The organism is Schaedlerella sp., from assembly GCF_056796775.1.
The window spans coordinates 1-20,940 of sequence record NZ_JBQIKP010000064.1; the positions used below are offsets into that span (position 1 = coordinate 1).

Consider the following 20,940-nt stretch of genomic DNA (forward strand, 5'->3'; position numbering starts at 1 on the left):
CTGAAAGTATTATACGATAATGATATGTTGGATGCAATTGACGAACTGGCCAAATAAATGGGCAAATAAGTCCGTCTTACTGTTCGTGCGTTTATTCTGGTTATACAATGCATTCGAACGAATAGGCAGAAGGAAAGCGGCTAATGAATGATGGAAGGAGTGTGGAAAGAAATGGATGTGCGAAAGAAGAAACTCCCGATAGGAATTGAAAATTTTGAAGATATGATGAAAGAAGATTTTTACTATGTGGATAAAACGGGACTTATTGCTGACTTACTTCATAATTGGGGGGCGGTAAATCTTTTTACCCGCCCGAGAAGATTCGGAAAATCGTTGAATATGAGTATGCTGGAACACTTTTTCTCATTGAATGGGGATAAGAGTATCTTTGATGGGCTGGAAATTTCAAAAGAGGCTTCGCTTTGTGAAGAATATATGGGGAAGTATCCAGTTCTTTCGATTTCCTTGAAAGGGATTGACGCATGGAACTATGAAATGGCATTTGAAATGGCAGTTCAGATTATGAAGAGAGTTCCCGCAAAAGTACAATACCTTTTGGAGAGTAATGCCTTAAGTGAACAGGACAAAGCGGAATACTGTAAACTTCTGGATGATAATATGTCGGAAGCGGTATTTTGTAATAGCCTGAGAGTCCTATCGGAATTGTTGGAGAAGCATCATGGCGCAAAGGTCATTCTGCTAATTGATGAATATGACGTCCCTTTGGCAAAGGCTCATGCGAATGGATATTATGACCAGATGATTTCATTGATTCGTAATCTACTTGGAGAGGCACTCAAAACAAACAGCAGTTTGAAATTAGCGGTTCTGACAGGATGTCTTCGGATTTCTAAGGAGAGTATCTTTACCGGGCTTAATAATCTGAAAGTATTGACGATTGCAGATGAGCGTTTTGATGAATATTTTGGTTTTACAGATAAAGAAGTGAGGGGCCTTCTTGAGTATTATGATGCAGCGGATCATTATGATGAGGTAAAAAGATGGTACGATGGCTACCAGTTTGGAAATGCGGAAGTGTATTGTCCGTGGGATGTGCTGAATCATTGTGACAGAATCAGAAGCGAATCGAATGTTCAGCCGGAAAACTACTGGATCAACACCAGCAGTAACGATGCAGTGAAGCGGTTTATCCAGGAATCGGCAAATGCTACGACAAAACGGGAGATTGAACGTCTGGTAGCAGGGGAAATCATTATAAAAGAAATCCATCAGGAACTTACGTATCCGGAGATTTATCAGACGATTGATAATATCTGGAGTCTGCTTTTCACCACCGGTTATCTGACCCAGCGGGGAAAAGCAGAGGGAAGGCAGATGAAACTGGCGATTCCAAATCTGGAGATCCGGGATATTTATGTGACACAGATTATGGAATTCTTTAAAGAGAATGTCCGGAAGGATGGGGATACGCTGAACCGCTTCTGTAATGCCCTGCAGAAGGGAGATGCAGAGGTTGTAGAAAAAGTTTTTACTGAATATCTAAGAAGGTCAATCAGTATCCGGGATACGTTTATAAAAAAAGATATGAAAGAGAACTTTTATCATGGTGTTTTAGTTGGAATCCTGGGAGTGAAAGACCGATGGGGCATTTCGTCTAACCAGGAAATGGGCGAAGGCTATGCGGATATCCTCGCGGAACCGGATACCGGAGATATGGGAATTATCATAGAAGTAAAATATGCGCATGACGGAGATTTGGATGCGGCGTGCAAGGAAGCATTAAAACAGATCGCGTATACCAGATATGAAGATGACCTGGAGGACGACGGGGTAGAGCATATCTTAAAATACGGAATTGCATGTTATAAAAAGCGGTGTAAGGTCATGTTAGCAGAAAGATAAACGGCTGAATTTGCAACTTGTTATCGTGGACAAAAAGCCAAAGAGGATCTGCTGCATATTAAGGAATCCTTAGAAAAGAATCGCTGTACTGACTGCGGCGATTGGCTCAGGGTCAGTGGATACGGATGTCATGTCCATCGGCGTATTGAACTGTCTGCGCAACCACGGGATTCAGGTGCCGGATGATATCATGCTGGCATCCTTTGATTATATTGAACAGGCGGAATACTGTAATCCCAGGCTGACGACCTTAAACGTACCTATCGAGGCAATGAGCGTTAAGGCTGTGGAGCTGCTGGTGGCACAGATGGAAAACCGGGAATGCAAAAATACGGGAAATGCATTTGAGCTGGAACTGATCATCCGGGAGACTACGAAGAACAGATAAAACGACCACAATTCAAAACAGAGTGTTATAGATGGACAGACCACTTTTCAGGAACATATTTCCTTTCGTTCCCGAAAAGTGGTCATTTCATTCCATAGGACTGAAAAATGGCAGATTTCTGCCGATATAACATGTGACTCCCTTTTCGGGATTTCAAAGCAGGATCTTGTACAAAATAGAATCCATTGGTTCCGGTTTATCCGGATTGGGATCTGAGGTGAGGAATGTTGGATATAGCAGTTGTGGAGGATGAAAAAGTGATCCGGGAATATCTGTGCAGGCTGATCCAGGGGCAGAAGCCAGAAAGCCGCATAGAGACTTATGCTGCGGGGGCGGACCTGCTGGCATCCGGGAAGCGGTTCGACCTGGTGTTCCTGGATATACAGATGGAAGGGATGGACGGCATTGAAACGGCGAGAAAACTCCGGAAGAGCCAGGAGGAAACGGTGCTGATCTTTGTCACCGCAATGAAAGAATATGTGTTTGAAGCTTTAGACCTGTACGCCTTCCAGTACCTTTTGAAGCCTGTGGATGAGACGAAATTTGCGGAGGTGCTGGAACGTGCGGTCAGAGAAGCGGCAAGAAAGCAGGAAAAGCACGGATTATTCATAAAAACGAGAAATCTGACGCTGGATCAGGCGGACATATTGTATATCGAGAGCCGGGGCAAGAAGGTGGAGATTCATACGGCCGGGGAAAAAGAGAATATCGAGATCTACGGAACCATGGAAGGACTGGAAGGGCAGCTCGGGAAGAGCTTTTACCGCTGCCACCGGGCATATATCGTGAATATGGATTATATCACGGAATACGCCAGTGACAGCATCAGCCTCACCGGAGGCAACAAAGTGTATCTGGCAAAGAAAAAATACGGGGAGTTCGTAAAGACGTATATGTGGCACCTGCAGAGCGGAGGTGTGTCCAGTGTCTGAAGCCATAAGCATTCTTTTTCCGGTACTGCTTTACACCTCCCAGGGATGCTGCCTGCAGTATTTTTACGGAAGCTTTCTAAAGGGCAGGATCAGGGACAAACGGTGGAATGGACTGGCGGCTGCGGCTTCGTATGTGGTGCTGAAACTGGCATTGTCCCGGGTGGGAGAGCCGGAGAGATGGGAGTACAGGGCAGCAGCCTGGAGACTGGCGGCGGCATTGTGCTTTTTGACGGTTATTGCCTTTTGCTTTTATAAAGCCTTTTGCCTGATCACGGCGTTTCTTGTGGTAACGTTTCAGGCAGTTTCGGATATCAGCCGTTATATGGCGGTTATATGGATCGGAGAGCTTGGGGACGGGATGCTGGACTTCTGGAACTGGTGCGCGGGGAAAGGCATATTTGTTTCAAAAAGGTCTTTTGCCGCCGCGGTAAATGCCGGGCTGATCGGCGGATGGATTCTGCAATACCTGATGATGTCGCTGGCTTTGTATCTGCTTCTGAGAAAGATTGTGAGGGATTTCCGTGAAAAAGAATACGGTATCCGCAGGACAGAACTTTTATTTCTCCTTACTCCGTCTGCTGTGGGGCTGATGCTCTGTCTGCTGCTGCGCATCATCATAGTCGCAATGGAGGACGGCGCCCCCCAAATTTTGTATGACAGATATCCGATATTGGTGGCGGTCATCCCCGCCATCCTGCTTTTGTCACTGCTCTCCATTCTGTATGGGGTGAAGCTGTTTCAGGATATGATCTATCTGAACCGGGAGAGGAGCAGCAGGATCATCCTGGAAAAACAGGTGGCGGGCCTGCAGGAACACATGGAAGAGATGGAGCGTGTCTATTCCGGCATCCGGAGTATGAAGCACGATATGAAAAATACCGTCTTAGTGATGGAGCGGCTTTTGGCAGAGGACGGTGTAAAAGAGCATGCGGAACTGAAAGACTATCTGGCGGAGCTGAACCGGACGTTCGAGAAGCTGGAGGTCCGTTTTCGGACAGGGAATGGGATTGTGGATACCCTGCTGAATATGAAATATTATGAAGCCCTGCGGGAAGTTCCGGATCTGAAACTGGAGGCGGACGGGCTGCTGTTCCCACCGGGGCTTAAGATCCAGAGCTATGATGTGGGCATTATCCTGGGAAATGCTTTGGACAACGCCATTGAGGCGTGCAAAAGGCTAAAAGCGGAAGAACCAGGGGCGGACGCTTTCATTCGGCTGGGTTCTTTGCAGAAAGGAAATCTTCTGATCTTAAAGATAGAGAACAGTTTCGACGGACGGCTGGTAAAGAAAGGGCAGGATGAGTTTCCGGAAACCGTCAAGGAGGACAGGGAGTCCCATGGGATCGGGCTTTCCAATATCAAAAGTACGGCAAGGAAGTACCAGGGGACAATGGATTTTAAGGTGAACGGCAGGGTGTTCATCCTGTCTGTGATGATGAAAAATGAGAGGAGAGATGAGGATGGAGTTTGGAACCCGGTTGGATTTGAATAGATACAGGAGGGATTGATCATGTATATAGGGAATCACTATCAGGGAATCATGCGGCTTTTTTCAGGAATGCACGGACGCGGAATCCATGCGAACATGCCGCTTTTCGGCGGGGGATCCAGAAGATCCAATGCCGGCGGCAGGAATACGCTGGAGGATTTGCTTACCGGACATTACAAAAATTCGTATGGTGTTGAAGGAATGTGCGTCACAAACAACCCAAACGCAAGAAAGATCATCCAGGTGTCGGATGAAATGAAGCAGCGTGTTTTTGACAGCGTGAAAGATGCGTTTTACAAATATAACGGCATGTCCGGCGACAATGAAGCCGAATGGGAAGAGATGGCGCAGGCAAAGAATGCATATTATAAAACGTTAAAGAAAAGCGACCGTGCGGCTGCGGCATGGACTTTGGGACAGTTCGAAATAAGCGTTTCAAGAAAGGTCGCAGGAGCTGTAAAAGCGAGGGTGCCCGGCTGGACATATGGAAATCAGATTCCTGCGGGTGTTTTGGATGAGATTTTTGCAGACGAGAGCATCACGTCCATGGTATCCGGGAAATTCGGCACGGCGGGAGGGCTGGATATTCGGGCATAAAACGTCATGGAATCATTTCTGGTTTTCAGATCGAAAATACCGTACAAAATCAAAGCTTCAGACTTGCAGGCCGAAAACTTCATGCAAAATCAAAGTTTTTGACCTGCAAGTCTGAAACAACAGGGGGCGCTGGTATTATTCATCGCGCGATTCTTCCGCACCGTCAAGAAAATCCCGGAGATATATCCCTACAGACCGGCTCATTTCCTTTGAAAAATCAGAATTGTACTTCCGATCGCAAAATGCCTGGATCCATGCATCATAATCCTTCTCCCCGGCGTGGAAGGAGAGCATGTCAGAGAGCTCCTGATCAGACATCGTATGGTAGGTATTTTTATGGACGAGATATGCTTCGTCGATCCGCTGCGGTTTTTTCCGGGACTTCTGCTGTTCGGTGGGATAGCCGAAGACCAGAAGGGCAGCAGGGAATACATACCTGGGAAGCTGCAGCAAGTCACGCATCTGTTCGCAGTTTTCCATAACATCGCCGATGTAGCAGGAGCCAATCCCAAGGCTTTCGGCTGCGGTGACCGCGTTCTGCGCGGCGATCAGCGCATCATCGACTGCCAGCAGAAGATCCCCGGCGCCCGGCCTGCGGGGGCTGCATCCGGCAGCAGCGAAGGCGTCGTACCATTTTTTACAGTCTGCGCAAAAGGCCAGCACCAGGTTGGCTTTCGCTATAAAGGGCTGGTGGTCGCAGAGGTCGGCCAGACGATCCTTTAATTCCTGGTCGGTTACATCCAGGATGGTGTAGAGCTGCTGGTTGCCTGCAGTGGGAGCCATGGCTGCGGCTGTGATGATGGCTGCTTTGTCCTCCCGGGGAATCTCCCGGTCTTCAAAAACCCTTACTGATTTTCGGTTTGCTAATTGTTTCAGTACTTCATTTTTCATGAGCATTTCCTTTCTTTTCACTCAGCAGCTCGCACAATTCAGAAATCTTTTGAATCCGCTGCCTGGCATCGGGCACGTCGCCGAATCCGTATTCTGCAAGGATGAAGGGGATTTCCGCTTCCCTGCAGGCATCTGCGTCGCCCTGGGTATCCCCCACATAGACCACATGCTCCAGGTGGTTTCTCTCCATCAGCAGGCGGATGGTCCGGCCTTTGGAGACCAGCGTTTCCCCATAGCAAAGATGGTCCTTTACACAGTCCTCCAGTCCGGCGGCACGCAGGAACAGTTCAATATACCCGCACTGGCAGTTGCTGACAATGTAGAGGCTGGTTCTCTCCGCCAATGTGCGGAATGTCTCCGCAACGCCCTCATAGAGTACGCCGGGATGTTCTTCCAGATATGCATTTTCGTAAGCATAGCAGGCTTCCATGACTTTCGCCTGTTCGGCCTCTGACAAGGTGGGAAATAACGCACCGGAGATTTCCGTCATGGTCTTCCCGAAGAGGCCCCGCAGGCGGTCTGCGCTCACCCGGGTATCCAGATCCGTATGCTCCCGCACGGCCCGGGTCCAGACCTGAGCGGCCTGCTCCGTGGAATCCCACAGTGTTCCGTCCACGTCAAATATAATGCCGTCCAAATGTGCAGTATTCTGCTGATTCATAATATCCGATTCTCCTTTTCACTTTTTACACTTTCAGCCATTTCCTACTATAACATATCCGCAGACGGAATGGGAGGGAAAAAAACTCCTTTTAAAAAGATTTCTTTTAGTGTATACTATCTTGTATGATTTGGAAAAAGATGTGAAATTTATTATAGAAGGAGAAGCTCCTATGAACGAAAAAATTGTTTTGATTGACGGACACAGTATTCTGAACCGGGCATTTTACGGGGTGCCGGACCTGACCAACTCGGAAGGGCTGCACACCAACGCCATCTTCGGGTTTTTGAATATCCTGTTCAAGATCCTGGACGAGGAAAAACCGGAATATCTGACGGTCACCTTTGACGTCCACGCGCCAACCTTTCGGCATGAGATGTACGCGGACTACAAAGGGACGAGAAAGCCCATGGCGGAAGAACTGCGGCAGCAGGTTCCGGTGATCAAGGAAGTGCTGGAGGCTATGCAGATCGAGATCGTGGAGCAGGCCGGGCTGGAGGCGGACGACCTGCTGGGGACCATTTCCCGGACCTGCGAGGAAAAGGGGATGGAGGTGTCAATTATTTCCGGGGACCGGGATACGCTGCAGCTTGCCACGGAGCATGTGAAGATCCGGATTCCCAGGACAAAGCAGGGCAGAACCGAGGTGACGGATTACTATGCCGCGGATGTGAAGGAAGCTTACGGAGTGACTCCCACGGAATTTATTGACGTGAAGGCGCTCATGGGAGACGTTTCGGATAATATCCCGGGGGTGCCGGGGGTGGGGGAAAAGACCGCCACCAAGATCATCCAGGAATACGGCTCCATTGAAAATGCCTATGCCCATGCGGCGGAGATCAAGCCCCCCAGGGCCAGCAAGAACCTGCAGGAGTACTGGGATCAGGCGTGCATGAGCAAGACGCTGGCTACCATCGATACCCGGGCAGAGATCGGTTTTGACCTGGAACAGGCCAGGTTCGGCAATCCTTACACAAAGGAAGCCCACGACTATTTCCAGCGGCTGCAGTTCAAAAATCTGCTCAGCCGGTTTGATGTGGAGGCCGATACCAATGCGGTGGAGGATCATTTTCAGGAAGTGACGGATACCGGCCTGCTGGAACGAATTTTTGAGGAGGCAAAGAAGTCGGCGGCGGTGGGGATCGCGGTTTCCGAGGACGGGGGAAATGTGCTGCCTCTGTTTGCCCATGCGTCGGGATACGGCAGGATCGCCGTCTGCTATGGGGAGGAGCAGATCTATTCCATACCCTGCGATATGGACATGGATATGGGATACCTGTTCGGAAAGCTGTGCGAAGTGGCGGACGCGGTGGAGCGGTTCGTGATGTTTGACCTGAAAAAATATCTGCCGGAGCTGCCCATCACCCGCAGGGAGCATTGCTTTGACGCCACGGTGGCGGCGTATCTGCTGAACCCTCTGAAAAATGATTACGGATACGAGGACGTGGCCAGAGAGCAGCTTCACCTGCTCATCAACGAAAAGGCAGACGCCTCCATGCGTGCCTGCTACGAAGCTTATACGGCTTACAAGGCGGCGGAGCCTTTGACAGAGAAGTTAAAAGCGGCGGGCATGTATGACCTGTTTACGGAGATTGAGATGCCCCTTTTGTTTACCCTCTATGAGATGGAGCTGGCAGGGGTGAAGATCGAAGGGGAGGCGCTGAAAGTATACGGAGACCAGTTGGGCGCAAGGATACTGGAACTGGAAAAGGAAATCTATGAGCTGGCGGGGGAGACCTTTAACATCAATTCGCCCAAGCAGCTCGGAGTGGTTCTGTTTGAGCATATGGGGCTTACAGGCGGCAAAAAGACAAAGACCGGATTTTCCACGGCGGCGGATGTACTGGAAAAGCTGGCGCCGGATTACCCGGTGGTGGCGAAGATTCTGGAGTACCGCCAGCTTGCGAAGCTGAAGTCCACTTATGCGGACGGGCTGGCCAATTTTATCGGATCGGACGGAAGGATTCACGGAAAATTCCACCAGACCATCACGGCGACCGGGCGTCTCAGCAGCACGGACCCGAACCTCCAGAACATTCCCATTCGGATGGAATTGGGACGGCTGATCCGGAAGGTCTTTGTTCCGAAGGAGGGCTGTGTGTTCGTGGACGCGGATTATTCCCAGATCGAGCTGCGGATTTTGGCCCACTGCTCTGGGGACGCCCAGCTCATCCAGGCATACCGGGAGGCCCAGGACATCCACAGAACCACGGCGTCCCAGGTATTCCACGTGCCCTTTGAGGAAGTGACGGACCTGCAGCGGCGCAATGCCAAGGCGGTAAACTTCGGGATCGTGTACGGGATCAGTTCCTTCGGGCTGAGCCAGGATCTGAGTATTACGAGAAAAGAAGCGGCCCAGTATATCGAGAATTACTTTGATACCTATCCGGGAGTCAAGCAGTTTCTGGACAAGCAGGTGGCCCATGCCAAGAAAAACGGCTATGTGGTGACATTGTTTGGGCGGCGCAGGCCGGTGCCGGAGCTGAAATCCAGCAACTTCATGCAGCGCAGCTTCGGGGAGCGGGTGGCTATGAATGCGCCTATTCAGGGGACGGCGGCGGACGTGATCAAGATTGCGATGATCGGGGTAGCCCGGGAATTGAAGGAAAAAGGCTTGAAGTCAAAATTGATTCTGCAGGTGCATGACGAACTGCTCATCGAGGCATATGAGGAAGAACTGGAGCAGGTAAAAGCTATCCTGCAGGAGCAGATGGAGCAGGCGGCAGATCTGCAGGTGCCGCTGATCGTGGATATGCATACCGGAAAGAACTGGTATGAGGCGAAGTAAGGCAGGCGGAAAATGATGAAAATACTGGGAATTACCGGAGGGGTTGGTTCCGGGAAAAGTGAAGTCCTCCAATTTCTGCAGGAAGCGTACGGGGCGGTGGTCTCCCCGCTGGACGACGCGGCAAGGCGTCTCCAGCAAAAGGGGCAGCCCTGCTATGAACGGATCGTGGAGGCATTCGGTCGGGACATCCTGGGGGCAGACGGAGAGCTGGACCGGGGAAAGCTGGCCGAAACCGTGTTTTCCAGCCCCCAAAAACTGGCCCTTTTAAATTCCATCGTCCACCCGGAAGTGCGGCGGTGGGTGGAGCAGGACATTTCCCAAAAAGAGAGGGACGGCGAGGAACTGTATGTGCTGGAGTCGGCGCTGTTTCCCGATGTGGATTACGGCGATCTCTGCGGGGAAATGTGGTATGTCTACGCGGAGGAATCGGTTCGCTGCCTGCGTCTGGCGCGCTCCCGGGGATATACAGAGGAGCGGACCCGGAGGATGATCCGTTCCCAGCCTTCGGAAGCGGCATTTCGAAAAATCTGCACGGCGGTCATTGACAACAGCGGTGCATTTGAAAATACAAAGAAACAGATAGGAGAATTATTATGAGATTGTGCAGCATTGCCAGCGGGAGCAGCGGGAACTGCATTTACGTCGGCAGCGACCATACCCATCTTCTGGTGGATACAGGGATCAGCAAAAAGCGCATCGAAGCGGGTCTGAAGGAACTGGACATCAAAGGGGAGGAACTGACGGGAATCCTGGTGACCCACGAGCATTCGGACCATATCCAGGGCCTGGGCGTATTCAGCAGGAAATACGGGATTCCCATCTATGCGTCGCCGGGAACCATTGAGGGGATCAAAGGCTATTCCAGCCTGGGAAAGATGCCGGAGGGGCTGTTTCATCCCATCCGGATCGACGAGAAATTTTCCCTTGGGGATATCACCATCGACCCCTTCGCCATTTCCCATGACGCCAACGAGCCCACCGGCTACCGGATGGAGTGCGCAGGAAAAGCGGCGGCCGTGGCCACGGATCTGGGGATGTATACGGATTACGTGGTGGGCAAGCTGAAAAATCTGGATGCGGTGCTCTTAGAGGCAAACCATGACATACATATGCTGGAGGTAGGGGCTTACCCTTATTATCTGAAGCAGCGGATTCTGGGGGAGAAAGGACATTTGTCAAATGAATTGTCAGGACGGCTTCTTTGTGATATACTACATGATAATTTGAAGCACATCGTCCTGGGGCATCTGAGCAAGGAAAATAATTATGTGAAGCTGGCGTATGAAACCGTGAAGCTGGAAGTGACGCTGGGCGATAACGCTTATAAAGGGGAAGATCTGGATATGACTGTTGCGAAACGGGACGAGGTATCGGAGATATACTCTTTTTGAAAGGGCCGGATGGCCGGCAAACAATCACTTGCTGCGCAAGTGGCTGCATTCAGAAGGCAATCAATTTGCTGCGCAAATTGGTTACATATTACAGGAGGAACAGGACATGAAGAAATGCATCGTAACCGTGCTGGGGAAGGATACCGTGGGGATCATCGCAAAGGTATGTACCTACCTTGCGGAAAATGGGATCAACATTCTGGACATTTCCCAGACCATCGTGCAGGGATACTTTAATATGATGATGATTGTGGATGTGACGGAGAAGGATACCCAGTTTACAAAGATCTGTGATGATCTGGAAAAGCTGGGCAAGGAGATCGGGGTCAATATCCGCTGCCAGAGAGAAGAAATTTTTGAGAAAATGCACAGGCTGTAACAAAGAATGCTGCGACAGACAGAATCAGCCGCAAAAGGTGAGGAAAACAGATATGATTAATATGTATGAAGTTTCAGAGACAAATGAAATGATCGAGCATGAGAACCTGGACGTGCGTACGATCACGCTGGGGATCAGCCTGCTGGACTGCATTGACTCGGATCTGGAAGCGCTGAATGAAAAGATCTATGAGAAGATCACCAGGGTGGCGAAGGATCTGGTCAGCACAGGCCGGGACATTGAAAAGGAGTTCGGCATTCCGATCGTCAACAAGCGGATCTCCATTACGCCCGTTTCCCTGGTGGGGTCTGCGGCGTGCAGATGCCCGGAGGATTTTGTGACCATCGCCCGGACGCTGGACCGGGCGGCGCAGACCGTAGGCGTAAACTTTATCGGCGGATATTCCGCACTGGTGTCCAAGGGAATGACGAAAAGCGAGGAATACCTGATCCGGTCGATACCCCAGGCATTGGCGGAGACGGAGCGGATCTGCAGTTCCGTCAATGTAGGCTCCACCAGGACCGGGATCAATATGGATGCGGTTCGACTCTGCGGGGAGATCGTAAAGGCCACAGCCGAGGCCACCAAGGACCGGGATTCCCTGGGCTGCGCGAAGCTGGTGGTATTCTGCAACGCGCCGGACGACAATCCGTTTATGGCAGGGGCATTTCTGGGTGTGACGGAGGCGGACGCGGTCATCAACGTGGGAGTCAGCGGCCCGGGCGTCGTGAAGAAGGCATTGGAAAAGGTGAGGGGCAAGGGGTTCGAGGAACTCTGCGAGACCATTAAGAAGACTGCTTTCAAGGTGACCCGGGTAGGCCAGCTTGTGGCAGGAGAAGCATCGAAGCGGATGGGGATTCCCTTCGGAATCGTGGATCTGTCCCTGGCGCCCACTCCGGCCATTGGGGACAGCGTGGCGGAGATCCTGGAAGAGATCGGCCTGGAGAGGGTCGGCGCGCCGGGGACCACGGCAGCCCTGGCTATGCTCAATGACCAGGTGAAAAAGGGCGGTGTGATGGCCTCCTCCTATGTGGGGGGCTTAAGCGGCGCATTTATCCCGGTGAGCGAGGATCAGGGAATGATTGATGCTGTGAACGTCGGTTCCCTGACGCTGGAGAAGTTGGAAGCCATGACCTGCGTCTGTTCTGTAGGCCTGGATATGATCGCCATTCCGGGCAAGACGAAGGCCAGCACCATTGCCGGGATCATTGCGGACGAAATGGCCATCGGCATGGTGAACCAGAAGACCACGGCGGTAAGGCTGATCCCGGTGATCGGAAAAGATGTGGGCGAGACGGCGGAATTTGGAGGGCTTCTGGGCTATGCGCCCATTATTCCGGTGAATGAATTTGGATGCGACACATTCATCAGCCGGAAAGGACGGATTCCGGCGCCGATCCATAGTTTTAAGAATTGATGCAGTCGCCGGGAACAGTTCGGAAAATAGGCCGGCGGAACATTTTTGGGACTGCAGGAATATCAAAGGAGCAAGAGATGATAAAATGAGCAGGATAGCGATTATAACAGACAGCAACAGCGGGATTACACAGGCAAAGGGAAAGGAGATGGGGATCTATGTCCTTCCGATGCCGTTCTATATCAATGGGGAACTCTTTCTGGAAGACATTACCCTGACCCAGGAGGAATTTTACAAACGGCTTGGGGAGGATGCGGATATTTCCACGTCCCAGCCGTCGCCGGGGGATGTCATGGATCTGTGGGACAGGGCTCTGGAAGAATACGACGAGCTGGTGCATATCCCTATGTCCAGCGGCCTGAGCAGTTCCTGCGAGACGGCCGTTTCACTGGCAGAGGACTACAACGGGCGGGTGCAGGTGGTGAATAACCAGAGGATTTCCGTGACCCAGGAGCGGTCCGTCATAGACGCCATGGAGCTGCGCGACGCAGGAAAGTCAGCGGCAGAGATCAAAGAGATCTTAGAAAGAGAAAAATTCGAATCCACCATCTACATCACTGTGGATACATTGAAATATCTGAAAAAAGGCGGCAGGATCACCCCCGCGGCCGCAGCTCTGGGAACCGTGCTGAACTTAAAGCCGGTGCTGCAGATCCAGGGAGAAAAGCTGGATGCCTTTGCAAAGGTGCGGGGCTGGAAGGCGGCAAAGCGGACCATGCTGCAGGCAATTGAGAAGGACATCAAGGAACGGTTTGCGGGGAAGGAATCTCAATTGATTTTGGGTATGGCGTATACCTGCGGGAAGGAAGAGGCGGCAGAGTGGAAGGAAGAGATCCACAGCCATTTTCCGGAGTATGAGATCATGGAGAACCCGCTTTCCCTGAGCATTGCCTGTCATATCGGGGCAGGAGCCATGGCAGTGACTTGTACGAAGAAGGTATAAGAATGAACTTTTTTGAAAAGACCAGATTGGGAAATATCCTTATCTACCAGACGGAAAAAGGCGATACCAAAATTGACGTGTTTTTCCAGAATGGCGACATCTGGATGAATCAGTCAGCCATTGCCAGACTCTATAACACGACTCCCCAAAACATCACCATGCATATCCGCAATATTTATGCTGATGGTGAACTGGATGAACCTTCAACTTGTAAGGATTTCTTACAAGTTCAAACAGAGGGAAAAAGGCAGGTTAAACGGAAGAAAAAGCATTATAATTTTAAAATGATTCTTGCCATCGGTTACCGTGTCCGTTCCAATGTGGGGATGCATTTTCGGAACTGGGCTTCTGCCATCTTAGAAGAATATTCCCGTAAGGGGTTTTCCATGAATGACGAACGCCTGAAAAACCCAAAACCCTTTGGCGAAGATTATTTTGATGAATTGTTAGAGCGCATCCGCGAAATTAGGGCGTCGGAAAAGCGTTTCTACCAGAAAATCTGTGACATATACAAAACATCCGTTGATTATTCCAGCAATGATAAAGACGCAGAATTATTCTTTAAAACTGTCCAGAATAAAATACATTACGGAGTGCATGGGCATACCGCAGCAGAAGTCATTATGCAGAGGGCAGACGCCATGAAAGACAATATGGGGCTGACTGCTTTTGAGGGCGCAAAAGTCCGCAAAAAAGATGTGGATATCGCCAAGAACTATCTAAATGAGGATGAAATGCAGGAATTAAACAGGGTGGTAACGATGTACCTGGACTTTGCGGAAGACCAGGCACGAAGGCATAACCCCATGTATATGAAAGACTGGGAAACTTACCTCAATAATTTCCTGAATATGACAGGACGGGAAGTGTTATCTGGAGCCGGGCATATTTCCGCAAAACAGGCAAAGGCACACGCCTATGAACAATATGAGCTTTATGACGAGAACCGAAAAAGAATAGAAAAAAATGAGGTTGAATTGTTGATTGAGGAAACAGAGCAAATAAAACAAAAAAGTAATTACGTCAAATAATCCTTAACTGCGCTGCATCTTTTTCTGGATATCTATAAGATGATATTCTGCAATTCAGCAAGGAAAAGGATTGCTTCGTACAAGCGTCTCATAAGTGGAGCAGATCTTATCTGCAAGGCAGACGATCACCGCGGCCCTGCACCTCGGAAGCGAAAACAGCGTCAGGGGCCACATGTGGCTTTGGATGATATTCTGCTCCACCGGAGAGAGCGTATACAGCCGCATGGCATTTTTCAGGGCGACTGACGGATGATGGAATCCGTGGAGCCGCTCGTGGGAATCGCTTATGTGCCAGTCGTACAAATAAAAGTCATGGAGAAACGCGCCCCGCACCAGTTCGGAATCCGACGCGCCGAGGTGCAGGCGGCGGTTCAGATAAAAGCTGAACCGGGTTACGCTGAGTACATGTTCATAGGTGGAAATGCGCCCATGCTGGATAAAACGCTTCATAAGCTGGGCCTCCTTCGTCAGATTCAGCCCACGAAGATGTTTTCTGATCTCGGAGAGTTCTTTTTTCGTCAATCTCATTTCAGATCCTGCCTTTCTGTCTCTTTCCTGCGGAATGAGAGCGCATGCTTCATCCTGCTTCCCAGTTCGCGGTACCGCGCATGGCGGAAGGATACGGAGGAGCGGAGCGCCCGGGTCTGGTTCCAGTTCATGGTGGAAAGCGTATGCTTTAATTCCTCCATCATCCTGCGTTCGCGAAATTCTTCCAGGGAAATTTTTTCTTTCAGGGTTTCCAGCCCTTCGGAAAGATTCTGTCTTGTGTTCTCAATCCATGCATCGTACCGCTCCGAAATCTGCGAGTCGATGGCCTTCATGGTGGTCTCCAGCTTGACGTTCAGCGCAATCAGGGAGTCTGCCGTCAGCGCGCAGTCTGCGGAGAAAACCGCCATCAGAACCAATGCGGCAGGCTCCTGCCAGGAAAGTGGAAGAGCATCGGTGACACGCGCCATATAAGGGTGGATGCCGTACAGCACGATCAATCCGGCCGCGCCGAAGCCCAGGGAACAGGGCAGACAGATCCGGCCCTTGATGTTCAGGGGGAGATCGCTGTAATCCCACCATACTGCGTGAAACAGCTTTTCCGTAGTATACGAGGTGGTATATTCCAGCACCGCGGAGCCGAGCATACAGGTCAGAAATACCGCGCCGTAATTGGGGAGCCCGTCGCAGACAAGCACATCCAGCACCGCGCCTACGCCGTAGATCGGGCAGTAGGGCCCGATGAGCATGCCCCGATTGTCCCATTTCAGAGTCTTTACACTGCAGAAGATCGTTTCATAGATCCATCCCAGAATACTGTATAAAATAAACCAGATAAATATTGTTGTTATATGCATCATACACCTCATTTGTATTTTCGGAAGCTTTTTTTGTATTTTCAGAAACTTTTTCAGCGGACGCAGGATTGCGCCGGCATGTTATTGATGAATGGATGGACAGGCAGGAAAACCACGGTGCATCCGGAAATATGGTTTTTCGATAAATATTTTATCAGATATGAAATACAGAAGCAAGTGGTTGACAAAAAGATTCAGGATGATATAATGTACTTGTACAATAAGTACACTTTACATATAAAAAAGAAAAGGCGGTGGAGCATGGAGATCATTATCAGCAATAATGCCAATAAGCCGATCTATGAACAGATTACATCCCAGATCAAAGCCATGATCATGAGCGGAGAGCTGCAGGCCGGGGACGCGATCCCTTCCATGCGGGCTCTGGCGAAGTCGATCCATGTCAGCGTGATCACGGTTCAGAAAGCGTATGAGGATCTGCAGAGGGATGGATTTATCGAAACCACTGTCGGCCGGGGAAGTTTTGTATCGGCACAGAACAAGGAATTTTACCAGGAGGAGCAGCAGCGGATCGCGGAGGAGCACTTACAGGCCGCCGCAGAGATTGGCCGGATGAGCGGCATTTCCCTGGAAAAGCTGACGGAGCTTCTGGCATTATTCTACGAGGAGGATGATTGATATGGACTATATTTTAGAACTGGATCAGGTATCGAAAAGATTTCCGAAAGACGGTTTTGTACTGGACAGGGTATCATTTTCTCTGCCTTACGGCGCGGTTATGGGACTGGTCGGACAAAACGGTGCGGGAAAGACGACCGCCATCGGCTGCATCCTGAATACGTCCTCCAGGGACGGCGGAACGATCCGGCTGTTTGGACAGGAGATGGGGGATCAGGACACGGCCATAAGGGAAAAGATCGGTGTGGTCTATGACGGAGATAATTTTCCCGGATACCTGACGGCGGCGCAGTTGTCGGAGATCATGGGCGGACTGTATCAGGCGTGGGACCCTGCAATGTTTCAAAAATATCTGCAGGATTTTCACCTTCCTGCCGGACAGAAGATTAGGACCTATTCCAGAGGGATGACGATGAAGCTGGCGCTTTTTGCGGCGCTTTCACATCACCCGAAGCTTTTGATCCTGGATGAACCCACCGGCGGTTTGGATCCTGTTATGCGGGATGAGATCCTGGACGTATTTCTGGATTTTGTGCAGGAAGAGGATCATTCCATCCTGCTGTCCTCCCACATTACGAGCGACCTGGAGAAGATTGCGGATTACATTACCTTTATCCATGAGGGAAACGTGCTCCTGACCGCTTCCAAAAATGACCTGGCCTATCATTACGCGGTCATGCGCTGTAAGGAGAGCCAGTTTGACGCGCTGGACCGGGGGGATATCATAGCCTATCGGAAACGGGATTTTCAGATTGACGTGCTAGTGTCAGACGGCAAAGAAGCGGAAAAAAAGTACAGGGACACAGTTTTAGACCATGCTTCGCTGGATGAGATCATGCTGCTTTTGGTAAAGGGGGAACGGATATGAAGGGACTTCTGAAAAATAATGTTTATGCGGTGCTGTCCAATGCGAAGCTGTTTTCGGCCATGATGCTGGTGCTTGGGATTTTTGTCGTTGGGATAGATCACGATGCGCAGATTTTTATTATCGGCTATATGCTGCTGTGCATGACGGGATTTTCTGTCATAGCTGCGGCAAGCCTGCGCAGGGAAAGCGTGTCAAAGTGGAGTAAATACAAGCTGACGGCTCCGATCAGGCGTACGGATATTGTGAAAAGCTATTTTCTAAGTCAAATGGCCTGGCTTTGCATAGGAATGCTGCTTGCGGGAACCGCGGCGGCACTGTCCATCCTGTTTTATGGATTCCCTTTTGACAAAGACACGGACATTTTTATGGTGTATGTTGTGGGGATCGGGCTCAGCCTGTTTATGGGAGCCATCTTTTTCCCGCTGTTTTATCTCGGAGGAGAGGAACGCAGCGAGATGCTCATCGGGGTCAGCCTGCTTGGCGGCATTGGGGTGATTATGGGAGCCAGTTCACTGATGAACCGCTGGTTCGGCCCCCACATGACTGCCTTTCAGATCATGACGGCAGGGGCGGCTATCTTGGTGTGCGCACTGCTCGCATTCTTCCTGTCATTTCTGCTGACGGTGCGTATTTTTCAGAAGAAGGAGCTTTAAGCGGGGGAGAAAAACAGATTCAGAGCAGGATTCTTTGACGGGGGCTGTCGGAAATAGATAGCCCCCATTTTGGTTTGTCATCGGCAGGTTTTAGTTTGATATCAGTTACCTGATAACTGATGCTTTTGATTGATTTTTTTTATCTAATCGAATTTTTTTTGTAACGAAATCTCATTTTTTTGGATATATAAGGCAAAGGCATATGAATTGGATCAAAAGGCATAGGGGGGTGGCTGTTTTGGAAGATATTGAAAAAGCATATATGCAGTATGCAAAAGATGTATACAGATATCTTTTCGGACTATGCCATGACAGGGATTTGGCGGAAGAATTAACACAAGAAACATTTTTCCGCGCAATGCAGACCAGCGGCAATTATGATGGGAGCTGTAAACTGTCAGTGTGGCTTATTCAGATTGGCAGGCATGTTTGGTATCAATGGCTGGGCAAACATTCTAAGCAAAAATCTGTGGAGCTTACGGAAGAGATACCAGGTGATGAATCACCAGAAGGACAAGTGCTGCTGCATATGGAAAAAAAGGATCTGTATAAGGCAATCCATGCTCTTCCGGAACCAATGCGCGAGGTGGTTCATATGCGTCTGACAGGTGAATTTACATATGGTGAAATCGGAGAAGTGCTTGGAAAAAGTGAGAACTGGGTGAGGGTTGCATTCTATAGGGCAAAGCAAAAAATGATAGAGAAAATGGAGGGATTAAAATGAAATGCTATGTTGTAAAGGATCTGCTGCCAACTTATATTGATGGCCTTACCTGTGAAGAAGTCAATGATGAAATAGAGAATCATTTGTCGGGCTGCTCGGATTGCCGTACTGTTTATGAACAAATGCTGACGCCTATCCCGCGGGAAGTTCTTTCAGGAGATGAAAATATTCATTTTTTGAAAAAAATAAAATTGAGAATGCGGGAGGGATATGCGGCTGCAATTGTTTTGACATGTGTAATAATGATTGGACTTATGTTTTTTATGTATAACTATAAGATTCCGGTGTCTTTTGATCCGGAGGTTATGAGGACAGAAATATTCAAGGCTGCGCCGATCACCGAGAACGGCCTGACACAATGGATCAATTTAGACGATTTAGATTTCAATCAGACGAAGAAGGTACTGGAAGAGGACTCTGCGGTGACGGATCGAATACAGCTTATCCTTACAGAAGAAATTACATGTGATGAGATGCAGACGTATACCAGAACCATCAATCGAAGCGGAGAACCTGTAAGGGTGACATATTACTGTTATACAAAAAGACTGTGGAATTTGATATTTGGAGACAGCCGCCGTTCCAGAAGGATGATTTCAGAGGGAGACATGTATGCGGATAGTAATAACAGCCTGAATTATGAGAAGCAAATGCGGGAAATCTATTATCTTCCGAAAGGCGGTATCGAAAAACTGGACAGACTTTCAGACGGAGAGTTTGACGCACAAAAAAAACATGCTATACAGGTGTGGAGCGGCATCCTTTAAAAAAGAAGAGATATGGAGGGGTTGAGATGACATGCAGTGTTGTAAAAGAATTAATGCCAAATTATATAGATGGATTGACCAGTGAAGAAACAAGCGAGGATATCAAAAGGCATCTTGCGGACTGCAAGAATTGCTGTACAGTTTATGAATATCTGCGTTCGTCAGACAGATATGATGACGTGGAAAAAAAGAAGGACATGGATCTGGTAAAGGATCTGAAAGCTGGCATACAAAAAAGAAAAAGTATATCGGCGGTATTCGTCATATTGTTCGCAGGTATTTTGTTCGTAAGGCGTTACAGCATCCCTGTTCCATTTGATGCAAATCGTATGTTTATAGAAACGGTTCCATCCGTATTTACGGTCAATGATGAATATGGATGGATTGATCTGATGAACATCGATGGCCTGGATTTTCAGGAATCAAAGTCTGTCCTATCCGGAAAGCTTGATGTGATGAACCTGGTATGGCTTACGTACCGTGGAATGAATAATGCAGGCTCATGGTCCAAGGGAAGAACAATCCGACGAAACGGGGAAAAGGTAAGAGTTATCTATTACCGATATACGAAAACCTTGTGGGATTTGATGCTTCCGGGAGATTTATTCGTACATAGTGAGAGCGCTTCTAATTATGGTGAGATCTATGATGACAGCGCCGCATTTGCCGGAGGGGTTCATGAACCGGAACGGCGGGAGATTTATTATCTGCAGGTTCGGGATTTGGACGCATTGGATGAACTTTCGGATAAAGAATATGATGCATTAAGACAAAAAGCCTCGCTGATTTGGAGCGGGGTGAACTAGTGTTTTCAGTATCACGGATGAACTGGCAAACATGCTGAATGGCAGTGCCGGATTTAAAGATACAGAGGGGGCTGTTGTACTAATATAGTGCTTCAGTCCTATTTTTAATAAAAAATTTTCTTTATCTACATATAAAAAATAGAGCCAGATACTTGTAAAATCTGGCTCCTGTTGTAAAATAAAAATTATGCGAACTAATACTTTTATTTTACATAAAGATTATACTCGTTTTCCTCAAAATTATCAACTGGTTCTTTCACTGGAGGGTGTAGATAAAAATTCTGAGTTATTGCTTTTCTCTTGACATCTGTCATGTAGTAATGTTAATATAGCCATATGAATGAGGTGGTTATAATGCCAGACCAAGAAA

General features: G+C 49.2%; 22 protein-coding genes and 1 pseudogene. 19 read left to right on the forward strand and 4 right to left on the reverse strand.

Annotated features, from left to right (window positions below; all coding sequences use genetic code 11):
• Positions 1-171: 171 nt before the first annotated feature.
• The 5 genes from ACTOY7_RS19385 to ACTOY7_RS19405 all read left to right on the forward strand — a co-directional run bounded on the left by ACTOY7_RS19385 (position 172) and on the right by ACTOY7_RS19405 (position 5,269).
• Positions 172-1,863, forward strand: a complete 1,692-nt coding sequence (locus tag ACTOY7_RS19385) for an AAA family ATPase (protein WP_482671475.1) — start codon at positions 172-174, stop codon at positions 1,861-1,863.
• A 115-nt stretch (positions 1,864-1,978) separates the two neighbouring features.
• Positions 1,979-2,251 carry a substrate-binding domain-containing protein gene (locus tag ACTOY7_RS19390; protein WP_285825747.1) on the forward strand — a complete coding sequence of 91 codons (273 nt, stop codon included), beginning with the start codon at positions 1,979-1,981 and terminating at the stop codon, positions 2,249-2,251.
• Positions 2,252-2,475: 224 nt separating this feature from the next.
• A complete protein-coding gene (locus ACTOY7_RS19395; protein WP_394684415.1) occupies positions 2,476-3,183 on the forward strand; it encodes a LytR/AlgR family response regulator transcription factor in 708 nt (235 codons plus the stop codon).
• A complete protein-coding gene (locus tag ACTOY7_RS19400) occupies positions 3,176-4,675 on the forward strand; it encodes a sensor histidine kinase (protein ID WP_482671466.1) in 1,500 nt (499 codons plus the stop codon). Before ACTOY7_RS19395 ends, ACTOY7_RS19400 begins: the two co-directional genes overlap by 8 nt.
• An 18-nt stretch (positions 4,676-4,693) precedes the next feature.
• Positions 4,694-5,269 carry a DUF3879 family protein gene (locus tag ACTOY7_RS19405; protein WP_482671467.1) on the forward strand — a complete coding sequence of 192 codons (576 nt, stop codon included), beginning with the start codon at positions 4,694-4,696 and terminating at the stop codon, positions 5,267-5,269.
• A 135-nt stretch (positions 5,270-5,404) separates the two neighbouring features.
• Here the strand turns inward: ACTOY7_RS19405 and ACTOY7_RS19410 are convergent, their stop codons facing one another.
• Positions 5,405-6,160, reverse strand: coding sequence for a nitroreductase family protein (locus ACTOY7_RS19410; protein ID WP_482671468.1), 756 nt, complete (start codon positions 6,158-6,160; stop codon positions 5,405-5,407).
• Positions 6,150-6,821 carry an HAD family hydrolase gene (locus ACTOY7_RS19415; protein WP_482671469.1) on the reverse strand — a complete coding sequence of 224 codons (672 nt, stop codon included), beginning with the start codon at positions 6,819-6,821 and terminating at the stop codon, positions 6,150-6,152. The genes ACTOY7_RS19410 and ACTOY7_RS19415 overlap by 11 nt, the downstream gene beginning before the upstream one ends.
• A 172-nt stretch (positions 6,822-6,993) precedes the next feature.
• Here ACTOY7_RS19415 and polA point away from each other — a divergent pair, with 172 nt between their 5' ends.
• The 7 genes from polA (at position 6,994) to ACTOY7_RS19450 (ending at position 14,770) form a co-directional block, all read left to right on the forward strand.
• Positions 6,994-9,609: a DNA polymerase I gene (gene polA / locus ACTOY7_RS19420; protein ID WP_482671470.1), complete on the forward strand. Its 2,616-nt coding sequence runs from the start codon at positions 6,994-6,996 to the stop codon at positions 9,607-9,609.
• Between the two features lie 15 nt (positions 9,610-9,624).
• The gene (coaE, locus tag ACTOY7_RS19425) at positions 9,625-10,206 is read left to right on the forward strand and encodes a dephospho-CoA kinase (RefSeq protein WP_300886018.1); all 582 of its coding nucleotides are present in this window, start codon (positions 9,625-9,627) and stop codon (positions 10,204-10,206) included.
• Positions 10,203-11,000: an MBL fold metallo-hydrolase gene (locus tag ACTOY7_RS19430; RefSeq protein WP_004068790.1), complete on the forward strand. Its 798-nt coding sequence runs from the start codon at positions 10,203-10,205 to the stop codon at positions 10,998-11,000. Before coaE ends, ACTOY7_RS19430 begins: the two co-directional genes overlap by 4 nt.
• Positions 11,001-11,106: 106 nt before the next feature.
• Complete coding sequence (locus ACTOY7_RS19435; RefSeq protein WP_004068788.1) at positions 11,107-11,379, forward strand: ACT domain-containing protein; 273 nt, start codon at positions 11,107-11,109, stop codon at positions 11,377-11,379.
• Positions 11,380-11,431: 52 nt separating this feature from the next.
• Complete coding sequence (locus ACTOY7_RS19440; RefSeq protein ID WP_285825755.1) at positions 11,432-12,796, forward strand: PFL family protein; 1,365 nt, start codon at positions 11,432-11,434, stop codon at positions 12,794-12,796.
• Positions 12,797-12,881: 85 nt separating this feature from the next.
• Positions 12,882-13,739: a DegV family protein gene (locus tag ACTOY7_RS19445; RefSeq protein WP_004068785.1), complete on the forward strand. Its 858-nt coding sequence runs from the start codon at positions 12,882-12,884 to the stop codon at positions 13,737-13,739.
• A gap of 2 nt (positions 13,740-13,741) precedes the next feature.
• Complete coding sequence (locus tag ACTOY7_RS19450) at positions 13,742-14,770, forward strand: virulence RhuM family protein (RefSeq protein WP_300884496.1); 1,029 nt, start codon at positions 13,742-13,744, stop codon at positions 14,768-14,770.
• A gap of 54 nt (positions 14,771-14,824) precedes the next feature.
• On the opposite strand, the gene ACTOY7_RS19455 is transcribed toward ACTOY7_RS19450, so the two are convergent.
• The gene (locus ACTOY7_RS19455; protein ID WP_482671471.1) at positions 14,825-15,298 is read right to left on the reverse strand and encodes an HD domain-containing protein; all 474 of its coding nucleotides are present in this window, start codon (positions 15,296-15,298) and stop codon (positions 14,825-14,827) included.
• Positions 15,295-16,116, reverse strand: coding sequence for a putative ABC transporter permease (locus tag ACTOY7_RS19460; RefSeq protein WP_482671472.1), 822 nt, complete (start codon positions 16,114-16,116; stop codon positions 15,295-15,297). Before ACTOY7_RS19460 ends, ACTOY7_RS19455 begins: the two co-directional genes overlap by 4 nt.
• A 258-nt stretch (positions 16,117-16,374) precedes the next feature.
• Here ACTOY7_RS19460 and ACTOY7_RS19465 point away from each other — a divergent pair, with 258 nt between their 5' ends.
• The 7 genes and pseudogenes from ACTOY7_RS19465 to ACTOY7_RS19495 all read left to right on the forward strand — a co-directional run bounded on the left by ACTOY7_RS19465 (position 16,375) and on the right by ACTOY7_RS19495 (position 20,570).
• Positions 16,375-16,752 carry a GntR family transcriptional regulator gene (locus ACTOY7_RS19465; protein ID WP_016296854.1) on the forward strand — a complete coding sequence of 126 codons (378 nt, stop codon included), beginning with the start codon at positions 16,375-16,377 and terminating at the stop codon, positions 16,750-16,752.
• A gap of 1 nt (position 16,753) precedes the next feature.
• The gene (locus ACTOY7_RS19470; RefSeq protein WP_482671473.1) at positions 16,754-17,620 is read left to right on the forward strand and encodes an ABC transporter ATP-binding protein; all 867 of its coding nucleotides are present in this window, start codon (positions 16,754-16,756) and stop codon (positions 17,618-17,620) included.
• The gene (locus ACTOY7_RS19475; RefSeq protein WP_285825939.1) at positions 17,617-18,273 is read left to right on the forward strand and encodes an ABC-2 transporter permease; all 657 of its coding nucleotides are present in this window, start codon (positions 17,617-17,619) and stop codon (positions 18,271-18,273) included. The genes ACTOY7_RS19470 and ACTOY7_RS19475 overlap by 4 nt, the downstream gene beginning before the upstream one ends.
• Before the next feature lie 238 nt (positions 18,274-18,511).
• A complete protein-coding gene (locus ACTOY7_RS19480; protein ID WP_482672333.1) occupies positions 18,512-18,997 on the forward strand; it encodes an RNA polymerase sigma factor in 486 nt (161 codons plus the stop codon).
• A pseudogene (locus tag ACTOY7_RS19485) lies at positions 18,994-19,092 on the forward strand (zf-HC2 domain-containing protein); the annotation flags it as partial. The gene ACTOY7_RS19480 and the pseudogene ACTOY7_RS19485, both read left to right, overlap by 4 nt.
• A gap of 210 nt (positions 19,093-19,302) precedes the next feature.
• A complete protein-coding gene (locus ACTOY7_RS19490) occupies positions 19,303-19,764 on the forward strand; it encodes a hypothetical protein (RefSeq protein ID WP_300884494.1) in 462 nt (153 codons plus the stop codon).
• Between the two features lie 26 nt (positions 19,765-19,790).
• Positions 19,791-20,570 (forward strand): zf-HC2 domain-containing protein, encoded by a 780-nt coding sequence (locus ACTOY7_RS19495; protein ID WP_482672548.1) that lies wholly within the window; start codon positions 19,791-19,793, stop codon positions 20,568-20,570.
• The last annotated feature ends 370 nt before the right edge of the window (positions 20,571-20,940 follow it).